Raw genomic sequence first — 23994 nt, forward strand, 5'->3', positions numbered from 1 at the left:
CTTTATCTTTGCAGACATTAACAACCTTTTGTCATATTTTTGTAAAAGTACTGCATTTTCATGAAAGCTGTGCTAACATTACAGTTTGTTTATGGAATAACAGCAATTTAATCATGATGTAAGAAGGTGTACAATGAAGCACAATAATCACCAAGAATTTAACCTTGTAAAACTAACTTGGCCGATATTCCTGGAACTGTTCCTATTTATGCTCATGGGCAGTGTGGATACTTTTATGATCAGCTCCGTATCGGACGATGCCGTATCGGGTGTTGGCGCAGCGAATCAGATTATCGCGATGGCTATTTTAGTTCTCAGTGTAATTGGTAACGGCGCAGCGATTGTAGTCTCCCAATACCTCGGTTCCAAAAAACCTCTGGAAGCCGCTCAAGTGACCGGCAATGCCATTACTCTAAACCTGTTAGTAGGAGTTATCCTAAGTACGTTTTTACTGATATTCGGAGGAACTTTACTAACTGCCCTGAATGTAAAAGGGGATATTCTCGTTTACGCTAAATCCTATATTCATATTGTCGGGGGCGGTATTTTTCTCCAAGCATTAATCAATGCTCTGGCGACCACAATCCGTACGCACGGTTTCACTAAACAGACGATGGTCGTATCCTTGCTGATGAACATCATTCACGTGGTGGGTAACTACTTACTCATCTATGGTCATTTTGGACTTCCAGCGTTAGGTGTCGAAGGTGCAGCTATCTCAACGGTTGTCAGTCGGTTTATCTGTCTTATTATTTTCTTCTTACTGCTCTACAGAGTGATGGAGGTACGGGTGAAGTTAACCTACTACATTCATCTTTCCAAAAAATATGTGCAGCAAATTCTCAAAATCGGCATCCCGTCCGCGTTTGAATCGATTATTTATCAATCTTGTCAGCTCGTATTCACGCTGTATATTACCTACCTGGGCGCCGAGGCTATGGCCACTCGTCAATACGCGCTCAACATTTCCAATTATATTTATTTATTCAGTGTAGCCGTCTCCATGGGAACCTCCATTATCGTAGGACATCTGGTGGGAGCTAGGCGCCCCAAGGAGGCCTATACGCGTGTATTCACCAGTGTGAAGTGGGCACTTCTGGTCACAGTAGTAATAGATGCTCTTGTGATCGTCTTCCGGGTACCACTATTCGGCCTCTTCACAGACAACGAGAACATTATTCTGATGGGTGCTCAGGTTATACTGCTTAGTTTCTTCCTAGAGACCGGGCGCACAACTAATTTGGTCATCATTAACTCACTACGCGCCTCGGGCGATGCGAAGTTCCCAGTATATATGGGACTGATCTCCATGGTCTGCATGAGCTTACCCCTTGGCTATTTTCTGGTATTCCAGCTTAACCTAGGATTAGCCGGTGTGTGGATTGCCACTGCGGCTGATGAGTGGACAAGAGCTGTCATTATGTATTTCCGCTGGAAGAGTCGAGCTTGGGAGAAACATGGACTGATTCAGCACGATGATGTAGAATACAGCGTGCCTTCCACTACCCCTGCAGCTGTAAATTAACGAATTTATTTAGGTGGTTCTCTAAGGTCATACCAGATCTTAAGGGTCCACCTTTTTTGTCGCTTCATGATTACATAAATATTAGAATGAATGAAGCATTCTACGTTACAATAGATAGAACCTAATTAATCTAAAGGGGAGAACCTCATGCCGGAAGAAACCGGAATCCACGAGTTATTGACGCTCAAGACGATTGCGGAGACCTTAAACAGTTCCAATGAGCTCAAACCGATGCTCGATACAGTTATGGGTAAGCTGTTAGATCTAACAGGAAATACGGCAGGCTGGATCTTCCTGAGCGAAGAGAATATGGAGTATGAATTCGCCGCAGATCAAGGTTTACCGCCAGCGCTGCAACGGAACAATAAACAGCCGATGCAGTGTGGAAGCTGCTGGTGCTTAGACCGCCTATGGGACGGACGGCTAGAGCATGCCGTTAACATTCTAAACTGCAAGCGGCTGAGTAATGCCAGGCAATATAACTGGGGCGATACGTTGGGGATCACCCACCACGCCACTATCCCATTGCATTCAGGCGAACGCTACTTAGGGCTTATGAATGTAGCTGCACCAGGCAAAGCACATTACCCCAACAGTGAGCTGGCTCTGCTACAATCCGTGGCCCTGCAAATTGGCAGTGCCATTGAACGCATGCAGTTATATAGCACCGAGCAGCGTCGTGCCAATCTGTACGCCAAATTAGGGGAGTTCAGCGCTGCTTTGAATATAACGGCTAGTGAATGCATCTCCCCAAGCATTCTGGTGGAGAAAACCACCGCCCTGATTGGTCAATATTTCGATTGGCCTTTTGCAGCGATCATTGGACAACACGCGGGCAAATTCGAAGTACATGCAGCCGCTCATGCAGCTAATATAACACCTGAATTAGCTCCTTTTGAGCTCTCGGATTCCTTTAAGAATCGTCTAAGGGATATTGCAAAAGGACAGCGCTTCGCAACATTAACCTCTGACGAAGAACAGGAAATTACGAACTCATGCTGTTCGGAACAGCCTGTTATAGAGCGAGTTGTAATGCTTGCCGTCCCCTTTCGGCAGATTACTGCACATGGTTCAGCCATTCTACTCATCACCTCGCCTAAAGCACTCGCCTCCGCAACCGCAGACGGAGAAGTACTCGAAGCGATTGCCGAGCATATTTCAGCTACACTGGAAAGTGTACAGCTCGGAGAGAAGCGCCGCGAAATCGCGCGTCTGGACGAGCGGAATCGACTGGCCCGTGACCTCCACGACTCGGTGAACCAGATTCTGTTCTCCCTCTCGATGACGGCCAAAGGTGTAGAAAGCATGCTGCAGCAAGAGCATACCTCCCATCCGGCTGCTGAGGCTGTCCGCGATATTCAAGAGCTCTCTCAATCTGCACTCAAAGAAATGCGTGCTTTAATCATGCAGCTTCGTCCTGCAGGACTGGAAGCCGGGTTATTGACCGCGCTGCAGGCTCATGGTCAGCAACTAGGGCTGTTGATACAGACAGAGCGCAGCGGTGTACTCGAACTTCCCCGCAATGTGGAAGAAGGACTGCTGCGCATTGGTCAAGAAGCACTTAATAATGTACGTAAGCACTCCGGAGCTTCTAAAGCTAAAGTATCTCTACTTTTGAACGCTACCGAGGTGATACTTAGCATTGCCGATCAGGGCAAGGGCGGTGCCAAACGACGCTGTAACACAGACACCAATGAATCTCTCGGCCTGCATATTATGAAGGAAAGAGCTGAGGCGCTCTACGGCCATATTCAGATCCACAGTGAGGAGCACCAAGGCACAACGGTTGAAGTAACCATCCCTTTGCCCCTCCAATCCACATGAAGTCGGGTGATCACAAATGACAATAGGTTTATTACTGGTTGACGATCATGCAATGGTTCGTCGAGGTCTACAAGTGTTTCTCTCGACACAACCGGACATCAAGGTTATCGGAGAAGCGTCGAACGGCCGCGAGGCACTAGAGAGAACGGCTGAGCTCCAGCCGGATATCATATTAATGGATTTGCACATGCCCGTTATGGACGGCATCGAGACGGCTAAACAGCTACGGATCTCCCATCCACAGGTCAAAATCATTGTGTTGACCTCCTTTTCAGATCAGGATCATGTACTCCCTGCTATCCGCGTAGGGATCAAAGGATATTTGCTAAAAGACATAGAACCAGAAGCGCTGGTAGTCGCCATCCGCAAGGTACACAGTGGTCAAGTTGAGCTGCATTCCGCAGCTGCCAGTCAACTGATGGATCTAATGGCAGCTTCTACACCAGAACAACTGAATGTTAGCAACTCAGATCTGAATGGATCCAGTACTACATCGGTTACAATCACCGGATCTGAGCTTCTTACTCCACGAGAGCAGGAAGTGTTAGACCTCATTGCACTAGGTATGAGCAACAAAGAGATTGCCAGTAAGCTGGTCATCACCGAGAAGACTGTTAAGACACATGTCAGTCATGTACTGGGAAAGCTGAACTTATCGGATCGGACTCAAGCTGCCATTTTTGCATTGAAAAGCGGCTACAACTCATAGTGCCACAGCTCATCTACAACTATAGTCTTAGACGCTCAGCACAATTGCTGAGCGTTTTTATTATGCAGGTTCATTCCATGTGCTGACGTCAACAAATGTCGATTCAGCTATCATTGGTTTATAGCAATCGACCTTATAGGAGTGGATACAGATGAAAGTCATGATCCTGACAGGCAGCAATCGAAAAGAAGCGACCAGCACAAAGTTGGCAGAGCATGCCGCACATTTTATTAATCAGCAAGGCGAACAAGTCACCCTGTTTAATCTCCATAAACGCCCACTGCCCTTTTATTCACCAGATGAGTCTTACGCGGAGCATGAGCATCTAAGCGCCCTCCATCAAGAGATGCTAACTGCGAACGCAATCATCCTGATTACCCCGGAATACCACGGTTCCATGAGCGGCGTGATGAAAAATGCTCTCGACCATCTAGGCCAGACGCACTTCAACGGCAAAGCGGTATTGTCCGCTAGCTCTGCAGGTGGAGCTGTAGGTGTAAGCTCATTACTTCAATTGCAGGCGGTTGTACGCAATCTACATGGGATTAATACGCCAGACTGGATCTCCATCGGCGGGATGCAGCGCAAGCGGTTCGAGGTCGAATACGACGGGTACGAGGGCGGTCAAGAAATTGAAGATCGAATTCGCCTAGTCTTAGAATCATTCCTAAATTTAGCTCGCAAAATCAATAGCCCGGCAGGTGCCGCCCTATGATCAAAGGACTGTTTGAAACCCATCTGAACGTGACTAACCTTGAACAATCTGCTCATTTCTATGAACATGCTCTGGGACTACCCTTAGCACATTCGGAGAATACTGAAGGCCGCAAGCGGCGATTTTACTGGATTGGAGAAGATCGTAATCAGGCCATGCTGGGGATTTGGGAGAAGGCACCTTCCGAGGTTGTGCATCAGCACTTTGCTTTCCAAGTAACGCTTGAGGATTTGAAGCAGTCAGTATCCTACCTGAAGGCCAAGGGGATTGAAGCCTCCAACTTCCTCGATGATGATAAGGGACAATTGTATGTATTTGGCTGGATGCCAGCCGTATCCGTGTATTTCAGTGATCCAGATGGTCATTCCTTAGAGTTCCTATCTGTACTGCCTGATCCGCCCAGGCCTGAGCTAGGAATGATACCTTGGAAAGAATGGGAACTAATACATGGAAGAACCTGGTAGTTATTGAAAGAATTCAGGCTAAGCCTGCACGAGGAGACGAGAATATGATAAAAGGACTATACGAAGCACATTTACCTGTAAGTAATCTTGAGGTATCTATCGAATTTTATGAGAAATTGGGATTAAAAATGGCCTGGCGGGATGAGGAAACTGCATTCTTCTGGATGGAGGAAGGTCGGAGTTGGATCGGCATTTGGGAAGGAAAGGAAGTAGCAACGCCATACCACCCATCTTTACGGCATATTGCCTTCCGCGTAACTTATGAGGATCTGAAGCAATCATTGCAATGGCTGCAATCCATTGGGGTAGAGGCTGTTCCGTTCCGTAATCGAGCTTCCGTTGAGCCTTTTATTCGAGCTTATCAAGGGAATGCTTCTGTGTACTTCAACGACCCGGACGGCAACAGCCTGGAATTGATGTGCCATGTAGAGGTTCCTGAGCATTTGAAGCATCTCTCAGAGAACATTATCTTAACCGAGTGGGAGAAATTGCTCGACCATAAATAAAAATACTCAAACAAAAAACAGCCGCCCACCATCAAGGGTCCAGCTGTTTGAGTATGTTAGCTGCTTCTATTTAACCATCTCTTGCATGGTTTTAGTAAAGGCTGTTACTTAATCGTGATGCCTTTCTTCATAGCCTTCATATCTGAATTCGTGTTCACAAGCATTGGCAGTATCTTCATACTTCTCGTCATGGGAGAGTTACATTGCCAGCAGGTAGGTACGTACTGAAATGCAAAGTTATCGCGCATCCAACCGGTGCAACCTTCCTTGGTACAAGACCAAATGGCTGTGTCTTCCTGCGGAAGATCCTCCAGTGCTTTTTTACGAAAATACATAAGTACCCCTCCTTGGATCGAATCGAGACGATTTCGCCACCCTATTAGGGGCAGATTCATAAGATGAAAAATAAAAAAGCTGCCCTCAACTTGTGTTAAGGGCAGCCTAATTTTCGAATTACAGTTTTACAACGTTTTCGGCTTGTGGTCCACGAGCGCCTTGAGTTACGTTGAACTCAACGCGTTGGCCTTCGTCCAAAGATTTAAATCCGTCGCCTGTGATTGCGGAGAAGTGTACGAATACGTCGCTTCCACCTTCAACCTCGATAAAACCAAATCCTTTGTCTGCATTAAACCATTTAACTGTACCTGTTTGCATGATATTACCTCCAATATTTTATTTAACACATGTCCTTTTATTCCTACGTAGTGTACGAACAAATAAAAATTCACACATTGGAAAAGGACTCATACGCACAAATGATAACCTTTTACAATATGTGAATTAAGGGTTAAATTTATGATTAACTTCATTGTACCACACTAAATCATTGAATGCAATGTAAATGCCTACTTTTTTCATTCCGGCTCTATATCCTTTTATATTAAAGGCTTTAGAACCGGAAATGCACAAGGGTTAATCGATGTATCCTGCCAGCCCTTTATCCATTAAGTAATCCATCTCCGCATCAAGAATCGTCTCCACTGTGATTTCATCCAGCTTCACATCACGCTGGGCAACAACATAGTCAACCAGATCATCATTGTCGATGTCTACCTCGCCTTTGGCATTGGCCTTGGCATTATTGATAAAGGTCTGTTCATGCTTCAATACTAAACGAATTAATTTAGGATCTACTTTGGTTTTGGCAGATAATACGGTTACTAATTCCTGCTCGTTTAATTTGTCACTCATTTTTCAAATTTCATCTCCCTACAATTATTACATCTCCATTGTAGCATATTTCACGCTTTAACGCGTCATTACGCGAAGTATACCGCGGTTTGTTCACACTTTTCTTGCTATCACAGGCTCTACAACATTCCACTTCAGGTAAGTTATTTAATAAAAACAGTTGTGAGGAACATTGACTTGTGCCAAAATATAAAAAAAGTGTTGGACCAAATTGAATACTAGAAAAGGCGGTTGAATTCATGAGCTCTGTATCTTCCCAGCAATTAGACACAAACAGCAACAAGGCACATCGTTATATCGAAGACGTATACGCACAGGTTGTTGCGCGTAATCCTTTCGAGCCCGAATTCCATCAGGCTGTAAAGGAAATCCTTGAATCTTTGCTTCCAATCCTGGCTGCTGAACCTAAGTATCAGGAAAATGCCATTCTGGAAAGATTGGTTGAGCCAGAACGTTTGATTATGTTCCGTGTTCCTTGGACAGATGATCAAGGCAAGGTCAGAGTTAACCGTGGATATCGTGTACAGTTCAGCAGTGCCATTGGACCTTACAAAGGTGGACTTCGTTTTCACCCTTCCGTTAATGCTAGTATTATCAAATTCCTCGGCTTCGAGCAAATCTTCAAAAACGCTCTTACCGGCCAACACATCGGCGGAGGTAAAGGCGGATCCGACTTTGATCCTAAAGGAAAATCCGAAGGCGAAATCATGCGTTTTGCACAAAGCTTCATGACTGAATTGCAAAATTACATCGGTCCTGACCAAGACGTTCCTGCAGGAGATATCGGTGTAGGTGGTCGTGAGATCGGCTACATGTACGGACAATACAAGCGGATCCGCGGAGGATATCCGGCTGGCGTATTGACTGGTAAAGGTATTGGTTACGGCGGTAGTCAGGCTCGGACAGAAGCTACTGGTTACGGTACAGTTTATTTCGTAAACGAGATGCTGAAAGCAAAAGGCCTTTCCTTTGAAGGAAGTCGCGTTGTTGTTTCCGGTTCTGGTAACGTAGCGATCTATGCGATTGAAAAAGCTGTACAGCTAGGTGCAACAGTCGTAGCTTGTAGTGACTCCGCTGGATATATCTATGACGAAAACGGCATTAACCTCGAAACTGTCCGCCGCCTGAAAGAAGTCGAAAGAAAACGGATAAGTGAATATGTGAATGAACACCCTAACGCTGTGTATACCGAAGATTCCACGCAAATTTGGACTATTCCTTGTGATATCGCCCTTCCGAGTGCTACTCAGAATGAGATTGATGAAGCCATGGCATTGAAACTGATTGAGAATGGTGTTAAAGCAGTAGGCGAAGGCGCCAACATGCCATCCACCCTTGAAGCTATTCACCAGTTCCAAGAAGCTGGCGTGTTATTCGCACCTGCCAAAGCTGCTAATGCTGGCGGCGTAGCTGTATCTGCGCTTGAAATGGCCCAAAACAGCATGCGTATGTCCTGGAGCTTTGAAGAAGTTGATACGAAGCTGCATGAGATCATGGTTTCCATCTATCAACAGTCTGTAGATGCATCCGAGCAGTATGGACAGTCCGGCAACCTCGTTGCAGGAGCGAACATCGCTGGATTCAAGAAAGTAGCCGATGCTATGTTGGCTGAAGGCGTAATCTAATCAAGCATAAACAAACGACGTTGTGATCATACGAAGTCCCCGTAACCGGTGAGTAAGAAGCCGGGGACGGGGACTTTTTAATTCAACTATGAGTTCCAACCTGGGATTTGCCGCAAACCACCATCCCATATAGAATACGTACTCTTCACAACCATATCGGACGGTGAAGAAGCCGTGTGAATGTAACAGGAATCAATCCCTGCCTTCAGAGCCCCCTCAATATCCGTACGAGGATCATTTCCAATCATAATGGCTGAGCTCAAATCCGCTCCATACCTTTCAACTAAATAGCGATAAAATAGCGGATCAGGCTTGCTCACCCCTGCTTCCGAAGAGATCGCAATGCCATCAAATAGATGTATGATTCCGAGCATAGTTAACTCTGCCTCAATAAATGTCTTCTGCCCGTTGGAGAGCAAGAATACTTTTTTGCCACGTTCTCTTAACGTTTGTAGAATTTCAGTCACACCCTCATATAGAGAGATATGGACCATTGATAACGTCCGTAGCCACCTCACGGTTTCATATAACCACGCTTGATCCGGTTCTCCACCTAATTGACGGACCACAGACCGAAACACTTCCTCCATTACGAAATCCGGATACTCGCAGTTCCGTGCGGCTTCACCAAGTTGAAGATCCCGATCCCGCAAAAACCGTTCTTGCAGTTCACCACCTGATATAGAGAGTCCCAGATATCCGAAATGGAGAGCTAACCTTTCCCATACCTGAGATTGCTCCTCATCTGTCTCAATATCAATCAGTGTACCGTACAGATCGAAAATATAAGTCTGATACATCCCCGTCTTCCTTCCCATGAATCACATTGTAAGTTACCCCTTAGTCACATTCTCCGTCGCTGCCTGCCCCTCCTCCATTTTGTTTGACACCTTTTGATAGAGATAGGAGATCCCGAGCAGGCAAATCCCAAAGCTGGCATAAGCGATAATTTTACTTCCGGTATTCAGTAGTCCCAGATCGTATAGCAGCAGCTTACCTGTCGCCAGAAGCGTTAATCCAAGGCCGAAGCGCCGGATATACACATATCTTTTACGGAAGCCGTACATGATGAACAGAACTGCTATCAACAGATACACAAGACTAAATATTAATCCCGCATCGCTTAATTGCAGCTGTACCCCTAGAAAAGCGGTGATGATTCCGAGTAGATACACTCCCATGAAAACAGGATAGATCTCCATACTTTTATACTCACGTTTGAGCAAGGTGATCAGCAGATCACGTCCACTAAACCACACAAAAATATTGAAGATAATGAGTATACCCAGTACGATATAATCAGCCCCGGTATTACGTGCAAGCTCATTCTGCAGGCTTGGCAAGCCTACTGTAATCACAAAACAAATAGCGTAGCCGATCCCAAAGAGAAGTCTTACAAAATACTTAACAATCGTGTCATAAAGCACCTTCACCTTTGGTAAAACATAGGCCAGAACAATAGTTAACAGAGCGGACAGCAGCAAATTATAGAAGGTTCTATGCGAGAAATCCTCCGGTACAGCCAGACGATACAGTCTTCTCGATTCATACAAACCATAGATCCAGAAATTCAATAATGCCGCGTATTTAAACCACAGGGCTAAGGTAATTTCGTAAGGCTCACTGCGCTGCAGGGCATCCTTGCGGTTATGCTGAACGGCGTACCATACGGCGATAATCAGCATTCCTGCGGTAATAAAGACATATTTTAACGGAAAATAGACGTCAGCGGAATTCAACCATTCATTGGCTATACTGAGCTGCATTGGTACATTTAATCCGAAGAACACCGCAAGGCAAAGCGTTAAAATCCCCCAGCCTGCCCTTTCCATCCCTTTAAACCGATTCAGATTACCAAACAAGGTAAGCACAACGCCTTCAACCAACCAGCCAATGGACCACCAAGCCGCTCCAAATTGGAACGGAATCATCAGAATACCAAAGGTCAGCGAAGTAGCGTAGAACAGCAGCATGCTTTCTTTTTCTTGTGGCATCAGTTTTTCAAGCCCTCGTCCAAGCCCTAGATACAGCAGACAGAAGAGCAGCGCCAGCGCACCATTGTAATCCTTGAGCCCTGCATCCAGAAATAGAAGATACAAGGTAAGACAGCTAATAAACGTGTTGCATCCCAGTAGAGAGAAATCCCACCAAGACAACTTGGAGCGATACTTGAACGGGTACCATAACGTAATGCCCAAATACATCGCAAAAGTCAGCACCGCATAAATCATATTCATTCCGTTGCTATCCGATAACGCTATTAATATCAGCATGGAGGGTGTATTAAATAAGTAGCTGATGTAATTGACCACGTTCCAGCGTTTGCGGAAGGAAATTAGTAGAATGAATAAATTCAGAAGAAATAAGTAGCCCATTGCCACATAAACTGCGTTGCCTGAAAGCCCGAAAGCCCCAAGATAAGAATATAGCGGTAGGTACCCTCCGATTAAACCCAACGCACAAATACTTCGTGATTCATACCTTAAAGACAGGAGCACCGCAGTCAATGTGACGAGCACGGATAAGGACAGCCCTACATAAATACTGATAATATCCAGTAAAAAATAGCTATAGAAAATAGAGCCGTACAGCACTGAAATCCCGCCGCCAAGTAGCCCTAAAGCGAACGTCCCTTTTCCTTTCCGGTATAGCCACTCCCCGCCCCCTAACATCAGTAAACCCAGTAGGAAAAAGGCTCCTCCCTTCATATAACCGGTGAACCAATTGGAATAGGAGTATCTGAATGCCGCTCCCACGGCCAAGATCAGCAACAAGATCCCAAGCTTGTTAATCCAGCCTAGTCCAATTTTCATTTCGATCTGATTTTGTTTTCTTCGACGCTCCAATACTTCTTCACTGATCTCTTCTGAGGCAAAATCATGTAATCCGTTATCCATTCTGGAGTTCAGAGCAATTTCGGATTCCCTCAGTCTTTGTCGCTGCGCTAGTACACGCTCATTTAACTCCACCGATAATGCTCCAAGTCGACTGGATAACTCCGCTTTATCCTCACCGAGCTGCCTCGCGGCTGTTTGGTACAACCGCTGAATATGACGCTTTGTGTCCATCTCAAAATCCGTCAGCCGGTCCGTATGGGCAAGGCTTTTAGAGGCAAAATAAGTCTGCAGCTTCTGTCTGGACAGACTAAGAATGCCAAGCTTCTCATCTAAAATTTGTTCCGTTAGCGTAACTTTTAGCTCTGTATTCTCTTCTTGAAGCTTCCCCACCTGAGTCTTTAACTCCACTAAAGCAAGCTTATGTTTCTCATATTGCTTCTTTAAGTGTTCATTCTCGTTGACCAGATCGTGACTTTCATATTCCGCGATCAGAGCTTCATATTCCTTAATAAGCCCGTCCTGCTGGACCTTCATGAATCTAAGTCGATCTTTGAATGACTCCATAGCGCCTCCTAATGTGAGCGATTGTTAATATTTCCATTTTACTACAAACGGAAGGATCTCTTACTCTTTTTTATGCAAAAAACTGCAACATATTTGAGGGATGTCCCGTCTAGATAATAACAACACTAACAAATGAACTTAAAAAGGAGCTCACAACTATGAACAACATTTTAAAAACAAGTACAGTTCTTTTAACTTTGTCCCTAGCACTATCAACAGGAGCAGCCTATGCCGCACCAACAACAACTTCTGCCAAAAATGATGCTGCTCAAACTACCGTTAGCGCTAACCAAAAAACATTTGCGATTGAAATCAACGGTTCCGCTCTGAAAGAAACAGGCTTCCAAACTACAAATGGCAAAGAGCCTATGGTGCCACTTCGTTCGGTTACTGAAGCACTTGGCTTTGAATTAACTTGGAATGGACAAACTAAATCCGTTGATCTTATCAATGGTGCTGTCTTCACTACAGTGAAAGCCGGAGAAGATCGCTATAGCATTAACAAAATGAATACTACGCTTGGAACTGCACCACAATTGGTTGACTCCATTTTGTACGTTCCAGCTTCCTTTGTAAGTGAAATCATCCATCACAACATGACAGTGAAGGGAGATTCCATCGTGATCACTGCTGCTAATCAGGAAGAGCATATGACCAAGACTGGCGTGATTACAGCTGTCAATAATGAGGGCAAATACCAATCCGTTCAGATCCAGGGTGTAGGCACAGATGGCATCGTACTGAATGTAGGTGAAGATACGACTATCGAAATGGCAGACGGTACTAAGCTTGCTCTAAAAGATCTTCATATCGGTATGACCGTAAAAGCAGAGCATTCCATGATCATGACCATGAGCCTGCCGCCGCAAACTCCAACTTACAAGATCACTGTTCTAGATGAGCAGAAACAAAATGATCTTTTGGGTACTGCAGGTACCATTGAAGAAGTTAAAAAAGACGATGAAGGAAACATCAGCATCACCGTTAAAGGCAGTGGCCTGAACGAACAGTCACAACAAGAAGTAGTACTTCGTATTAGTAAAGATACCGCGCTAATTAATACCGATGGCAAAGCTGTAAACAGCAGCGAGCTTGTAAAAGGCGCAAAAGTTATAGGATTCTACAGCCCTATGCTGACTAAGAGCCTGCCACCAATCGGCACAGCTGCTAAAGTCGTAGTAGATTCCGTTCAACAATAACATTATCAACAACCCTAGAGCTGTCCAATCGACAGCTCGTACAAACTAAACAGCGCGCGCCAGTACTCCATTGGCGCGCGCTGTTTGATTTTTCTAGAATCTATCACCTTATGAATCACTATTTAGGATTAATTGCATCAATGCTAATAAACGTTCTAAGTTAATTGGCTTACTAAGATAATCTGTTGCACCCGCTTGTAAGATTTTCGCCTTATCTTCCTTCATCGCCTTCGCGGTCAGCGCTATAATTGGAATTTTATTCCTTGCCGGCATTTCTCTGATTCGAGCGATAGCTTCAAATCCGTTCATTACCGGCATCATAATATCCATAAGAACGATGTCTATGGATGCAGATTGCTCCAGCGCATGTATGCCTCTCTCTCCATCCGCAGCTGTAGTTACTTGCAGTCCACGCTTCCTTAGCGTGTTAGATAACGCGAACAGATTCCGCTCATCATCATCCACAATTAGAACATGCTTATGATTTAAAGAGGTGAAGTCGCTGCTTATGTTCTCACTGGTTGCTGCGGGAAGAGCAACCGAACTTTCTTCCTCATGATTAAGATCTGCTATCCCAGCGGTTTCTTCAAGGCTAGGGTCCTGAAGCTTCATTGGCAAATACACCGTAAAGACACTACCTATTCCTTCTTGACTCTCCACTGTAATCCTACCGCCGAGCAGTGTTGCCAGTTCTCTGGATATGGATAACCCAAGCCCAGTTCCACCGTATTGACGTTCTGTATTTCCATTCGCCTGTTGAAAAGCTTCGAAAATAATAGCCTGCTTCTCAAAAGGAATCCCAATTCCAGTATCTTTGATGGTGAAAGCAATAAATAACCCTGGTTCCAAATGTGCCAAACTCCGTAGTTCGTCTGTAGTCGCCAAACGTATTTCAAGAGTTACTGAACCATTAGCTGTAAACTTAAACGCATTGGACAGCAGATTTATAATAATTTGCCGTACCCTTTGAGCATCCGAATAAAATAGCGGAGGTAAGTCCTCCCCCAGTTGTATATGCAAAGGAATCTCTTTTTTTCGAGACAGGTGACTGAAGCTCTGAAGCATTGCCTCCGGGATCTCCGTTAGATTTATCGCTTCAACTTCAATATTCAGCTTCCCTGCCTCAACCTTGGACAAATCTAAAATATCGTTAATCAGCGCCAGCAGATCTTGCCCAGAAGAATGAATGGCTTGGGAGAATTCAATATCCTCCTCACTTAAGGACCCTGACTGATTCTCCATGAGAAATTCGGAGAGTAACAATATGCCGTTAAGCGGAGTTCGGAGTTCATGAGACATATTCGCCAAGAACTCCGATTTATACTGCGAGCTTTGCCGCAATAATTCTGCAGATTGAGCAAGCTCTATTCGAGCTTTTTCAGCCTCAAATGACTTTTGTTCAGCTAAGAGATTCTTATCTTCCAGCTTTCTATTCGTCGCATGTAGCGACTCTGTCTGGATTTGCAGCTCCTCAGACTGGGTTTGTAGTTCTTCAGTATACACTTGAAGTTCTTCGTTTAAGCGTTGGGATTGCTCCAAAAGTTGATCAATTCTCATACTGCTGATGGTACTGTTAATTGCAGCACCAAATGCATTTGAAATAGACTCCAAGAATTTAATCTGCGGCTCAGTAAGTGGAGAAAAGGAGGCAATTTCCACCACAGCAACTACCTCACCCGAAAAACAAACTGGAAGTAATATAAGGAATTTCGGTGCGGAAACGCCCAGCCCGGACTGAATGTTGATATACTCATCTGGAAGATCCTGTATGTGAATCAAACGTGCCTCTTTAGCACATTGACCAACCAAACCTTCTCCAATTTGGAATGTCCCATGATCTGTTATGTCGCTGTTTCCAGCAAAAGTAGAAGTTCTATTTAACATGTCTCGATCATGATCTTGCGTCCGTATATATAAGGCACCATATGGATAATCAATAACTTCTGCAGTTTTACCTAAAAAGATATCGCCCAGTTGTGAGACTCGTGTGATGCCCTGATACCTTGACAGCAAATCATTAGCATGATCCTGAATCCATATTCGCTCTTGTTGCGTGTCTATCAGATGATTCGTAGCGACACTGAGATCCCTGATTTCATCATTCGTGGTAATCTCCACTCTTCTCTTCATATCATTAGCGGAATCTAATCCAGTAATCGTATGAGTAACCTTACGAATCGTACTAACGATGGCATGTGAAATGATCCACGAGGCGATCACTGAGGTAACAGCAATAATCGCCCAAACAATATAAAGGAGCTCCAGCAGCAATTTATTCTGATCTGCCTGTCCAGCTATCAAATCATTAGTATTCTCATTCATCGTCTCGCGGTAAGTACTGATCTGGCTACGAATTCGGTCCATTTGATCTTTGCCATCATCCGAATGGAAATATCGTAAGATTTCAGCTTCCTGTCCCTCTTTTTTCAACTCTATCACATAATCCCCGGACTGCTTGATCCACTGCTGGATATTATTTTCAATGCCCATCAGACGCTGAAGTTGCATGGAATCATTAGCAGTAAGCACGGAGAGCTCATCATAATTCGCCTTCCATTGAGTTTTCCCCAAATTATAGGGCTCCAGATACTTATCATCGCCGGTGATAATATAACCTCGTTGTCCCGTTTCCATATCTAGAATGTTCTTCTCGATCTGATTAGCCAAACTAGTTATCTCTCGGTCCTGATGGGAAATAAAGCTACTTTCCCGCTGCAGCGCATTGATTCTATCATGCATAACCATCACGAATCCTAATAGACAGATCACGATAAAAATTGTTATAGATAGTATTTTATACTGCAAAGTAAATCGATGTTTTTTCACAAAGTGCCTCCGTCCTGTCTTCTAAGCCTAACTCCTTACCTAATTCCTTATAATAATGGCTCTTTGCTCCTTCTTCACTGCTCCACTAAGTTTTCTATGTGAATTTTTACTGCTGGTAACTTAAACATTTTTGAGCACCGTTGAAACACCTGTGTATTTGACCATAAAAAAACTCCAAGTTTACTCACTCCTCAATAGAATATGAGGGGGAAATAGAGTGACTAACTTGAAGGCGATGTTATACTGTCTCCATTAACAAATACAGGTCTTCTTCTTCACACCAAGCTTTCCTGCCTGCTCAACCTTGGCAATATAATCTACTGCCAGCGGTACTTTACATGCGGTTTGTCCCATTTGTACCTGAACCTTTCCAATGCTTGCAGCAATCTGCGTTGCCTCATCATGCAGTTCGGTTACGCTGCTGGCGGCGATAATTACAAACATATTCATCGTGTAACGAACTCGATTCCGTTCCTGATGAATGGTAGATTGTATTTGCTGTAGTAGCTTTCTGATCTCAGCGATGTCTAGCAGATCATCCGGCGTAACTGAAATGTAATTCCCATAAGTACTCCAGCCACAGGTGGCCACCATTTCATCTGAGGAACGAATCCACTCTCTGGCAAGCTCCAACGCGTGTGGGCTCTCTGCAGCGACAGACGCTACCGTATATTCCGCTAAAGCATAACAGTAAGCCTTTGACACCCAGCCCTGAAGCTCTTCTTTCGTAAGACTCTTAGGATCAACCGTGAGTCCTGCCAAATACATCGCATCATAATTACCCGTCTGATACAAAGCCCGAACTAGACTCTGGTCCTTCTTCACATTCTTAACCAGCTTCTTCAAATCGCCTACCTTTACTCCGAATAAAGGCTCCTTAGCACCATGTCGTACGAAGGTACGCTTCGTTTGCTCTGTCCCCATCTCTTCAAGCTTACTCATCACTTCATTAATTGTCAGATTCATTAGAACACCTCTTATCCCTTCATCACTTCTCTTAAAATGGGTTCACGACCTAGTGTTACTCTATTCTTGCCCGAATTCTTGGAACGATATAACGCTTCATCCGCTTCCCGATACAAATCTTCGAAAGTCACCTCTCTGCGCTCTGTAAAAGAAATTCCGATGCTAGCGGTAAGCTGAATGCTATTGTGTTCGTTCAAAATTATTTTATAATCACTCATCGTTGTGCGAAAATCCTCTGCTTCCATCAAGGCTGCACGTTTATCCTCAGCAAAAAAGCATACAGCAAACTCCTCGCCCCCGACTCTTCCGGCAATGCCTTTGTTTTGGTACACCTGAAGTATTTTATTCGAGAAATCAACTAATGCCTGATCTCCTGCTAAATGACCATAGGTATCATTAATTAACTTAAAATCATCGATATCAAATAACAGCAGTGCCAGTCCTAGTCCGTCCGGAATCGCTTGATTTTGCACCATTTGCATAAAATGTCTACGATTATATAGTCCCGTCAAATCATCTACCGTTGCTTGATAGACCAATTCACGTTCATACCGCTTCTTTTCACTATGGTCACTAAAAACAATTAGCATCCCCTTGTTCTCTGTTGCCTGATGTTCAGTCGCTATCAAGGAAACCCCATAACAAACCTCTCTTATTCCAGTACATACAATCTCAAACTGCCCTTCGGTCCTTTGACTATAATGAGCGCCAATGTTCTTGTGATGCCTCATAAAAAGATCAATATTTTTCCCCATCCAGGTCTCATTCGATATCCCGGTAATCTCAAACAAAATGGAGGTTGCAGCCTCATTTATACCAATAATACTATCATTCCGGTCTGTCAAAACTACGCCGTCTTTCATATGCTCCAGGATTTTAATTTTAGTTAAAGGATAGATCGTAGATTTGGTGTCAACGAATAAACACAAATAAGCCGCTATAATTGCGGGTAGATAAGTGAAGGCCGTAAAGCCTGTAAGCGTGATCTTCAACAAGGGAAGTAAAAAAACAGAAACGACCGGAACAAGTAACCCGACAAATAGTAAGAACGCACGTCGCAAAAAAGCTCTCGGTCTATTCATTAAGGAAACAGCTAGCAAGCAGACCGCATATAGACCAAATAGCTGATCATAAGCAATAAAAGCCATGCTAAGAAGCGTAGGCTTTACAGTAATTCCACTAACACCTGCAACAGTGGCCATGCCCACTTCACTACGCATTAGATGATGATAGGTATCCGTAAAAATAAGCAGTACGTCCAAAGCAATTGGAATCGAGAAAATAGCAAGTTTTACAGGTAGGCGTTCCGCGGAAGGAGACACATATTCTTTAACGACAGCATAAGTAAATAACGCACTTAAAAAAAGCGGAGCCTGCTGCATATTCTTCCACCACAGCTTAGCCTGAAAAGAGGATGACATGATCTCTCCCGCCGTTGCAATAAATATGAGGCTGACCAGCAGCATTAAGATCCATAAATAGCGTCTTCCTGCCGACTTTCGATGTCGATAGGAGCTGATGCCCATGTAAAAGCTTAGAACACTGCCCATTAATAAGTAATACGGATATCCTTGAATCCACGGCATGCCATATTTCTCCTATTTTTCAAGTCGCTCCTATCATTATATCCTAATCAATCCTACAAATGAATCAACAAATACCAGCACATCTGTACATCTTACGATTTGAACTTTACTCGATGGGAGAACATATACTTTCTGGCCAAGTCCTTAAATGCATCTTTATCTTGTACCGACTGAAAGTACCGTTTAGGAATAATCAGCGCTCGATTAGAAGACACAAAAAACACGAACAGGTTCATCGTTTCACCTATTTTATGTATCTCTTCCCATTTCACTTGCCCGGAACCTGCCTCAGATACGTACTTTATACCCTCATCTGATACGGAATAGCTCTGAGGCTGCTGGGCTAAACTGTCTGTTGCGAAGGCTTTTTTAGATTTTTTGGTCAAACTTGATTTGGTCATATACCATAAAACAGCGGCAAGAATCACAGCAGTCACAGCAAGGATTGAAATATTTTTAGTACTGTAATCCTTAGTAATTAACAGCAAAATCACAAAATAAGCAACCACACTGAAAGAGCTAAGTATAATTCGGCTGTTCAAGCTGAACCATAGGTTAAACTCCTGAACGTCCTCACTCTTAAGGACGGTATCTACTTTTATTTCATTTCCCACTACTAATCGCTCCCCTGCCACTATCGAAATTTGTCAATTCCATTTCATTCTAACATGTCTGAACACAAAAAAGGGACATCCCTGAAGCGATCGCTTCTAAATGGGTTGTCCCTTTTTAAACCGTATGAATGCTTATTTCTTTTGTGCAAGACGTTGTTTGAACTTGTCAACACGGCCGCCTTGTTCTGTATCTCTTTGTTTACCAGTGTAAAATGGGTGGGATGCGGAACTTGCGTCCACGCGGATAACAGGATAAGTGTTACCATCTTCCCATTCCATTGTTTCATTGGATGATTTTGTAGATGCACTCAAGAATTTGAAGCCTACGCTTGCATCCATGAAAATAACCTTGTTGTACTTTGGATGTATGCCTTCTCTCATTCTGATCGTCCTCCTTCTGAACAAATTAGTGGAGCCTTTATGGTAAATTAACCAAATGATCTGTAGGTTTATCTATAAGTATAACCTAATAAACGTAGGAAAATTCGTAAATCTTACGATTTAGACCACCACTCCATCATACGTGAAATCGACATGTAAAGTCAACTACTATCCGATATTCCTTATATTCCCTTACGTTCAACTGACTTATACATCATACTCCAGTTGTTTTTTAGCCTGAACAATAAAATCTAACGGGTTCTCAATAGTGCTGGATTGATATTCTACAGCACCTATTTTGAGACCGAGGCTAACTTTATACTTTTTGACAAATTCAGTGTCATTAAGCTCTTGAAGCTTCAATTTAATCCGCTCGATCACGATTTTTGCTCCATCGTTGTCGGTGAACAGCAGAAGGCCCCATGTTGCGTCATCTTTGTCCAGTAAATACAATGCATCATTGGTACGAATGCTGGCCTGACTGAGCTGAGATACGTCGTGAATGGCCTCAGCCAGCTTATCTTCGGGAATAATACGTCTAATCTCATTCCAGTATTTCACTTTCACTACAAGCAGTGTGAGTGGAATCTGATATCGAGTCGAAATGCCTGTAAATAAGGCAGCATCCTTCTGAAAAGAAATACTGTTACGCAGATCTGTGTTCTCGTCGATGATGGCCATATTGGCAGTCTTATTCTCCAAACGCTGATTCTCAGCCTGCAGCTCACGATTGCTTAGTGTAAATATCCACAGTACCACTGTTAACAATGGGGTCATAATTAGCCAGAAGTAAGTATTCAGTCCAATTGTCTCTCCCAAAGATATCGTCTGATACATCGTATAGAAGCCGTAAGCAAATATAAACACCAGGTTCAAGACCAACCCTGCAGTCACCGTTGTAAAATACGTAACAATCGCCAGAATAAAAGCCACATTTAAAATGATAATATTCTGGATATAATCATCGGGTGCCCCTGAAATGAAGACAATACAAATAAAAAGAAGCACCAGGAACGATAAGAGAGCGATATCTGAAACTAAACCGCTGCGATTACGTCTCACGCTTATCACCACGTTTCTTCATATGTTTACGAAGCAGCAGGATCAGCGATAGAATCACCAGTGTCAGCACCAGCACAATTACGATAATGAAACTCAGCACGTCCGTTCGTTCCGCTATTTTTTTAACCACGGAACCCTCTGCTGCTCCAGTAATGATCTTGAAACGGTGCGCATTGACATTACCGTCCTTATCAACGATTACCCCATCGCCAAACACCTTCCATTTGTCCCGCTCTGTTGCGATCAACTTCGACGCCAAATAGTACTCTTCAGAGTGGGCTCCCGTAACAGCAAGCAATCCCCGTCCCGCCTCAAATGGTGATTCAATCAGCTGCAGTGTTCCAATTTGAGATCCGTAATGATCTTCAATACTCATCTTCTCATTGGAGCGAATCGCTGTTCCGTTCCCGTTATATTGAAAATAGAGCTTATCATTATGATCTCGGATGATCTTATTATTCTTATACGTGCCTATGGCGATGACATTATTATTCTTCAAATGATCAGCGCTAATGTTATCCGTGTAGAACTGAATGTTGCCTATATTTCCGCTAGCGTATTTTCCCAGTAGATTAAATACATTAGCTAAACTCAAATATGAATAATCATCCATTTCTTGCGGCAAAACAACTGCTACTTGATTGTAAAGCCCGTCACGTATAAACGGATACGGATAGTTATTAAACAAAAGATCCGTACGATCCTTAGTATTAAGACGCATTACAGAATCTTTGCTGATATACGCCCAAGGCATTTGTTGCTTATCTAAAGTACATTCGGCTCCCTTCAGCTCCAAATCAAAGGCTACAGTTACCGTGAAATTACCAGAGATATTCAGGCTTTGGGGAACTGGAAGGTCCAGCTTATCGCCATTCGCCAGCTCTTTGGTCAGCTTCTTGCTGCCAATGGGTGTGTTGTTGATGCTGACAGTCACTAATGAACGGTCGAAATCTAAATTCTGTGCATAACGGAAATCCAATCTGATTCTGCCTGAATCTGCAATCGAGCGGTTAGAGGGCAGTGCAACAAAGTATGTCTGCTCCTGATGACGTGCGCCAGTGAGTTTATCACCCGTCTCTGTAAGCGTAATATTGGAGCTAATCGAAAGGGGGGGTGCAGATACTTCTGTAGCATCATCGACCACCTTTAAATCACTGCTGATTTGACCCAATAACTCTTCATTCGCAATAAAACGGCCTGCTTTAATCAGTAAGTTCTCATCCTTCGAGGTTACGACAAGTGTCGGCTGAGTATCCTTATTCACTAACTGCAGCAGTGCATGTGTACTTAAATCTTCAGAGGTGCTTAGCTGAGCCTTTAGCCCACTTGGTACTCGGTCATACATAGCTACCAGTACAACCGCAGCTTTATTCTTCACCGCATCTGACCGGTAAGGAAGCATTGGAATCGTTCTATTGTCCAATGTATTCCCCTTCACAAGCCCGGAGAGCGCATAAGTAGCCGACTCCAATTCAGCCCCTGTGCTTTTATCCGGTACGGTCAGCACACTATGATTCTTCGTTAAGGTATCAACGCCAGAGAAGCGCTCGCTAAAGTCACTAATCCCTCCAGTCAAGGGCTTCGGCGTATACATCACGCTAATACTGGATGTATTAAACAGATGCAGCCAATTATCAAAATCATAATCGACAGAACAAGATTGTTCATCTGTATAGTTCGACTGCAAATAGCCCTGAATTCCAAGCGTATTGGTTCCTTTTTTTAGAAACCCTTTAGGTGCCTGAAGAACCAGCTGTTGTTCGCCATTATCTTTTAGAGAGGGTCTAAATGTATAGAATGGGCTGCCATTTAGCGTTAAGGTAACGCTAGAAATCTGCTCCTTGGTAATTTGCGAAATTTGAAAGTGCAGGTTAATTCTGATCTCATCCACATTCCAATAATCCATGACCTCAAAATATTGCTGCTGGGCACTCGAACCCTTTAACGCAGTATCTGTTCCTGTGAAAGACGTTGTGTAGGTTAATCTAGTATCCTGAGGCGGAGCCTCGGCGGCTGCAACATTCAATTGAATTAGAAAAAGAGAGAGGCAGGTTAACAGTATAACCATTTGTTTTTTCATCATCATGTTCTGTTTCTCCTGTGATCACATATTTCTCACATTACTTCTTTGTTCTTTATTAATAGCGTTCAGTCTTATACCACTTTGCTTCTCTTTTGAAGATGAGGTCTTTGACATAAAGATATAGTCCGTAGGCGGCGACAACCATCCACAGCTGACAATAAGAGACGTACATCAACATTACGATCCATAAATTGGAGAAGCTCATCTCGCCCTTCTCTGTCGTCAACGTTATGAAAGTACCTACAACGAACAGAATGATGGCGAGCAGCCAGAGGAAATTGCTAAGCCCAGCAATGGTAGTATGTACATAGCCCAAAGCATGCAGGATGAGCAGCACATCCGAGGTGATTAACGACATCAGCAATAAGAAGTAAATGGCTAGAAAATAAAGAATATCGAATCGGACTTTTGCGGCGGACTTATCGAACAGCAGAGGGATATTTTTGACAATGACATAAATGTTGCCCTTAGCCCAGCGCGTTCGCTGCTTGAACCAGACTTTTAAGGTCTGTGGCTCTTGCTCCCATGTGACCGATTTCGGCTGGAACTTGATCCGATAACCCATCATATATATTCTGAAGCTGATTTCTGTATCTTCGGCTATCGCTTTAACATCCCAGCCACCGATACTTTCTACGATAGACCTGCGCATAATAAAATTAGTGCCGGGAATGGTGCATAACTTGAACAGTTTCCAGCGTCCCGCTTGCGCCATCCATTGAAAGGACAACGTCTCAATATTAATAAACCGGGTAAGTAGGCTTGCGTTACGGTTACGGGTTCTAAACTTACCGATTACTGCGCCTAGGCTAGAGTCATTCATGATCTCAGCGACCAGATAACGTAAAGCCGTTTTTTCAGGAGTGTTGTCTGCATCATAAATCGCAATTAACTGCCCTTTGCAATGGGTGAAGCCTATATTCAGCGCATTCGATTTCCCCTTGCCACCCGTAATCGCATCCGTATTAATGACGATCAGCTGCCGCCCCGGATTTCGGTTTTGGATACCGGCCAGCAGTTCAGCACTGTTATCAGAGGAATTATCATTAATCACAATAATCTCATATCGATCTTCCGGATAATCAAGCGCTAGCAGAGACTCTACCGTCTTACAGATTACTACCCCCTCATTGTGAGCAGGAACCATAATTGAAACCAAAGGATATTTGCCCTCTATCTCTGGTATGTCCTCATTTTCAGATTTAATGTAATATAAATAGCCTGCGATAATGAGGGTCACATTCACCAGCAATAGAGACCAGATACAGATCACTGCAATTACCATCAGTATGTCTGAAATCGTCATAGGATCCTCCA

The 23994-nt window shown here is 43.8% G+C and carries 21 protein-coding genes; 8 read left to right on the top strand and 13 right to left on the bottom strand.

Annotated elements, in window-relative coordinates:
* Positions 1–133 precede the first annotated feature (133 nt).
* From MKY99_RS29185 to MKY99_RS29210, 6 genes are all read left to right on the top strand, one after another.
* Positions 134–1525, top strand: a complete 1392-nt coding sequence (locus MKY99_RS29185; protein WP_339267771.1) for an MATE family efflux transporter — start codon at positions 134–136, stop codon at positions 1523–1525.
* A 147-nt stretch (positions 1526–1672) separates the two neighbouring features.
* Positions 1673–3349, top strand: coding sequence for a GAF domain-containing sensor histidine kinase (locus MKY99_RS29190; RefSeq protein WP_339267773.1), 1677 nt, complete (start codon positions 1673–1675; stop codon positions 3347–3349).
* Between the two features lie 16 nt (positions 3350–3365).
* Positions 3366–4058, top strand: a complete 693-nt coding sequence (locus MKY99_RS29195) for a response regulator transcription factor (RefSeq protein WP_339267775.1) — start codon at positions 3366–3368, stop codon at positions 4056–4058.
* A gap of 151 nt (positions 4059–4209) precedes the next feature.
* Entirely contained in the window at positions 4210–4773 is a 564-nt protein-coding gene (locus tag MKY99_RS29200) for an NADPH-dependent FMN reductase (protein ID WP_339267777.1), read from the top strand.
* On the top strand, positions 4770–5237 hold the full coding sequence (locus tag MKY99_RS29205) for a VOC family protein (protein ID WP_339267778.1): 468 nt from the start codon (positions 4770–4772) through the stop codon (positions 5235–5237). The genes MKY99_RS29200 and MKY99_RS29205 overlap by 4 nt, the downstream gene beginning before the upstream one ends.
* Before the next feature lie 44 nt (positions 5238–5281).
* Positions 5282–5743: a VOC family protein gene (locus MKY99_RS29210; protein ID WP_339267780.1), complete on the top strand. Its 462-nt coding sequence runs from the start codon at positions 5282–5284 to the stop codon at positions 5741–5743.
* A 104-nt stretch (positions 5744–5847) separates the two neighbouring features.
* On the opposite strand, the gene MKY99_RS29215 is transcribed toward MKY99_RS29210, so the two are convergent.
* The 3 genes from MKY99_RS29215 to MKY99_RS29225 all read right to left on the bottom strand — a co-directional run bounded on the left by MKY99_RS29215 (position 5848) and on the right by MKY99_RS29225 (position 6934).
* Positions 5848–6078 (bottom strand): cold-shock protein, encoded by a 231-nt coding sequence (locus MKY99_RS29215; protein WP_042131520.1) that lies wholly within the window; start codon positions 6076–6078, stop codon positions 5848–5850.
* A gap of 118 nt (positions 6079–6196) precedes the next feature.
* Entirely contained in the window at positions 6197–6397 is a 201-nt protein-coding gene (locus tag MKY99_RS29220; protein ID WP_019914790.1) for a cold-shock protein, read from the bottom strand.
* A gap of 258 nt (positions 6398–6655) precedes the next feature.
* Positions 6656–6934: a hypothetical protein gene (locus MKY99_RS29225; protein WP_060626091.1), complete on the bottom strand. Its 279-nt coding sequence runs from the start codon at positions 6932–6934 to the stop codon at positions 6656–6658.
* 239 nt (positions 6935–7173) lie between these two features.
* Between MKY99_RS29225 and gdhA the strand changes: the two genes are divergently transcribed.
* A complete protein-coding gene (gdhA, locus tag MKY99_RS29230) occupies positions 7174–8559 on the top strand; it encodes an NADP-specific glutamate dehydrogenase (protein ID WP_339243929.1) in 1386 nt (461 codons plus the stop codon).
* 86 nt (positions 8560–8645) lie between these two features.
* On the opposite strand, the gene MKY99_RS29235 is transcribed toward gdhA, so the two are convergent.
* Together MKY99_RS29235 and MKY99_RS29240 are read right to left on the bottom strand one after the other, a co-directional pair.
* Positions 8646–9377 (bottom strand): HAD family hydrolase, encoded by a 732-nt coding sequence (locus MKY99_RS29235; RefSeq protein WP_339267782.1) that lies wholly within the window; start codon positions 9375–9377, stop codon positions 8646–8648.
* Between the two features lie 15 nt (positions 9378–9392).
* Positions 9393–11960, bottom strand: a complete 2568-nt coding sequence (locus MKY99_RS29240; RefSeq protein WP_339267783.1) for a DUF2339 domain-containing protein — start codon at positions 11958–11960, stop codon at positions 9393–9395.
* A gap of 158 nt (positions 11961–12118) precedes the next feature.
* Between MKY99_RS29240 and MKY99_RS29245 the strand changes: the two genes are divergently transcribed.
* Positions 12119–13159, top strand: coding sequence for a copper amine oxidase N-terminal domain-containing protein (locus MKY99_RS29245; protein ID WP_339243932.1), 1041 nt, complete (start codon positions 12119–12121; stop codon positions 13157–13159).
* 108 nt (positions 13160–13267) lie between these two features.
* Here the strand turns inward: MKY99_RS29245 and MKY99_RS29250 are convergent, their stop codons facing one another.
* From MKY99_RS29250 to MKY99_RS29285, 8 genes are all read right to left on the bottom strand, one after another.
* Positions 13268–15985 carry a CHASE3 domain-containing protein gene (locus tag MKY99_RS29250; protein WP_339267786.1) on the bottom strand — a complete coding sequence of 906 codons (2718 nt, stop codon included), beginning with the start codon at positions 15983–15985 and terminating at the stop codon, positions 13268–13270.
* A gap of 252 nt (positions 15986–16237) precedes the next feature.
* On the bottom strand, positions 16238–16945 hold the full coding sequence (locus MKY99_RS29255) for a DNA alkylation repair protein (RefSeq protein ID WP_339271827.1): 708 nt from the start codon (positions 16943–16945) through the stop codon (positions 16238–16240).
* Between the two features lie 17 nt (positions 16946–16962).
* Complete coding sequence (locus MKY99_RS29260; RefSeq protein WP_339267787.1) at positions 16963–18537, bottom strand: diguanylate cyclase; 1575 nt, start codon at positions 18535–18537, stop codon at positions 16963–16965.
* 92 nt (positions 18538–18629) lie between these two features.
* A complete protein-coding gene (locus MKY99_RS29265) occupies positions 18630–19151 on the bottom strand; it encodes a YcxB family protein (protein ID WP_339267789.1) in 522 nt (173 codons plus the stop codon).
* A 132-nt stretch (positions 19152–19283) separates the two neighbouring features.
* Positions 19284–19532: a type B 50S ribosomal protein L31 gene (locus tag MKY99_RS29270; protein WP_042131530.1), complete on the bottom strand. Its 249-nt coding sequence runs from the start codon at positions 19530–19532 to the stop codon at positions 19284–19286.
* A gap of 207 nt (positions 19533–19739) precedes the next feature.
* Positions 19740–20594 carry a diguanylate cyclase gene (locus MKY99_RS29275; protein WP_042192759.1) on the bottom strand — a complete coding sequence of 285 codons (855 nt, stop codon included), beginning with the start codon at positions 20592–20594 and terminating at the stop codon, positions 19740–19742.
* Positions 20584–22680, bottom strand: coding sequence for a cellulose biosynthesis cyclic di-GMP-binding regulatory protein BcsB (locus MKY99_RS29280; RefSeq protein ID WP_339267791.1), 2097 nt, complete (start codon positions 22678–22680; stop codon positions 20584–20586). The genes MKY99_RS29275 and MKY99_RS29280 overlap by 11 nt, the downstream gene beginning before the upstream one ends.
* Before the next feature lie 52 nt (positions 22681–22732).
* A complete protein-coding gene (locus tag MKY99_RS29285; protein WP_339267793.1) occupies positions 22733–23983 on the bottom strand; it encodes a glycosyltransferase family 2 protein in 1251 nt (416 codons plus the stop codon).
* Positions 23984–23994: the final 11 nt, after the last annotated feature.

This window comes from Paenibacillus sp. FSL R5-0470, assembly GCF_037975205.1.
Taxonomy (GTDB): Bacteria; Bacillota; Bacilli; order Paenibacillales; family Paenibacillaceae; genus Paenibacillus_AQ.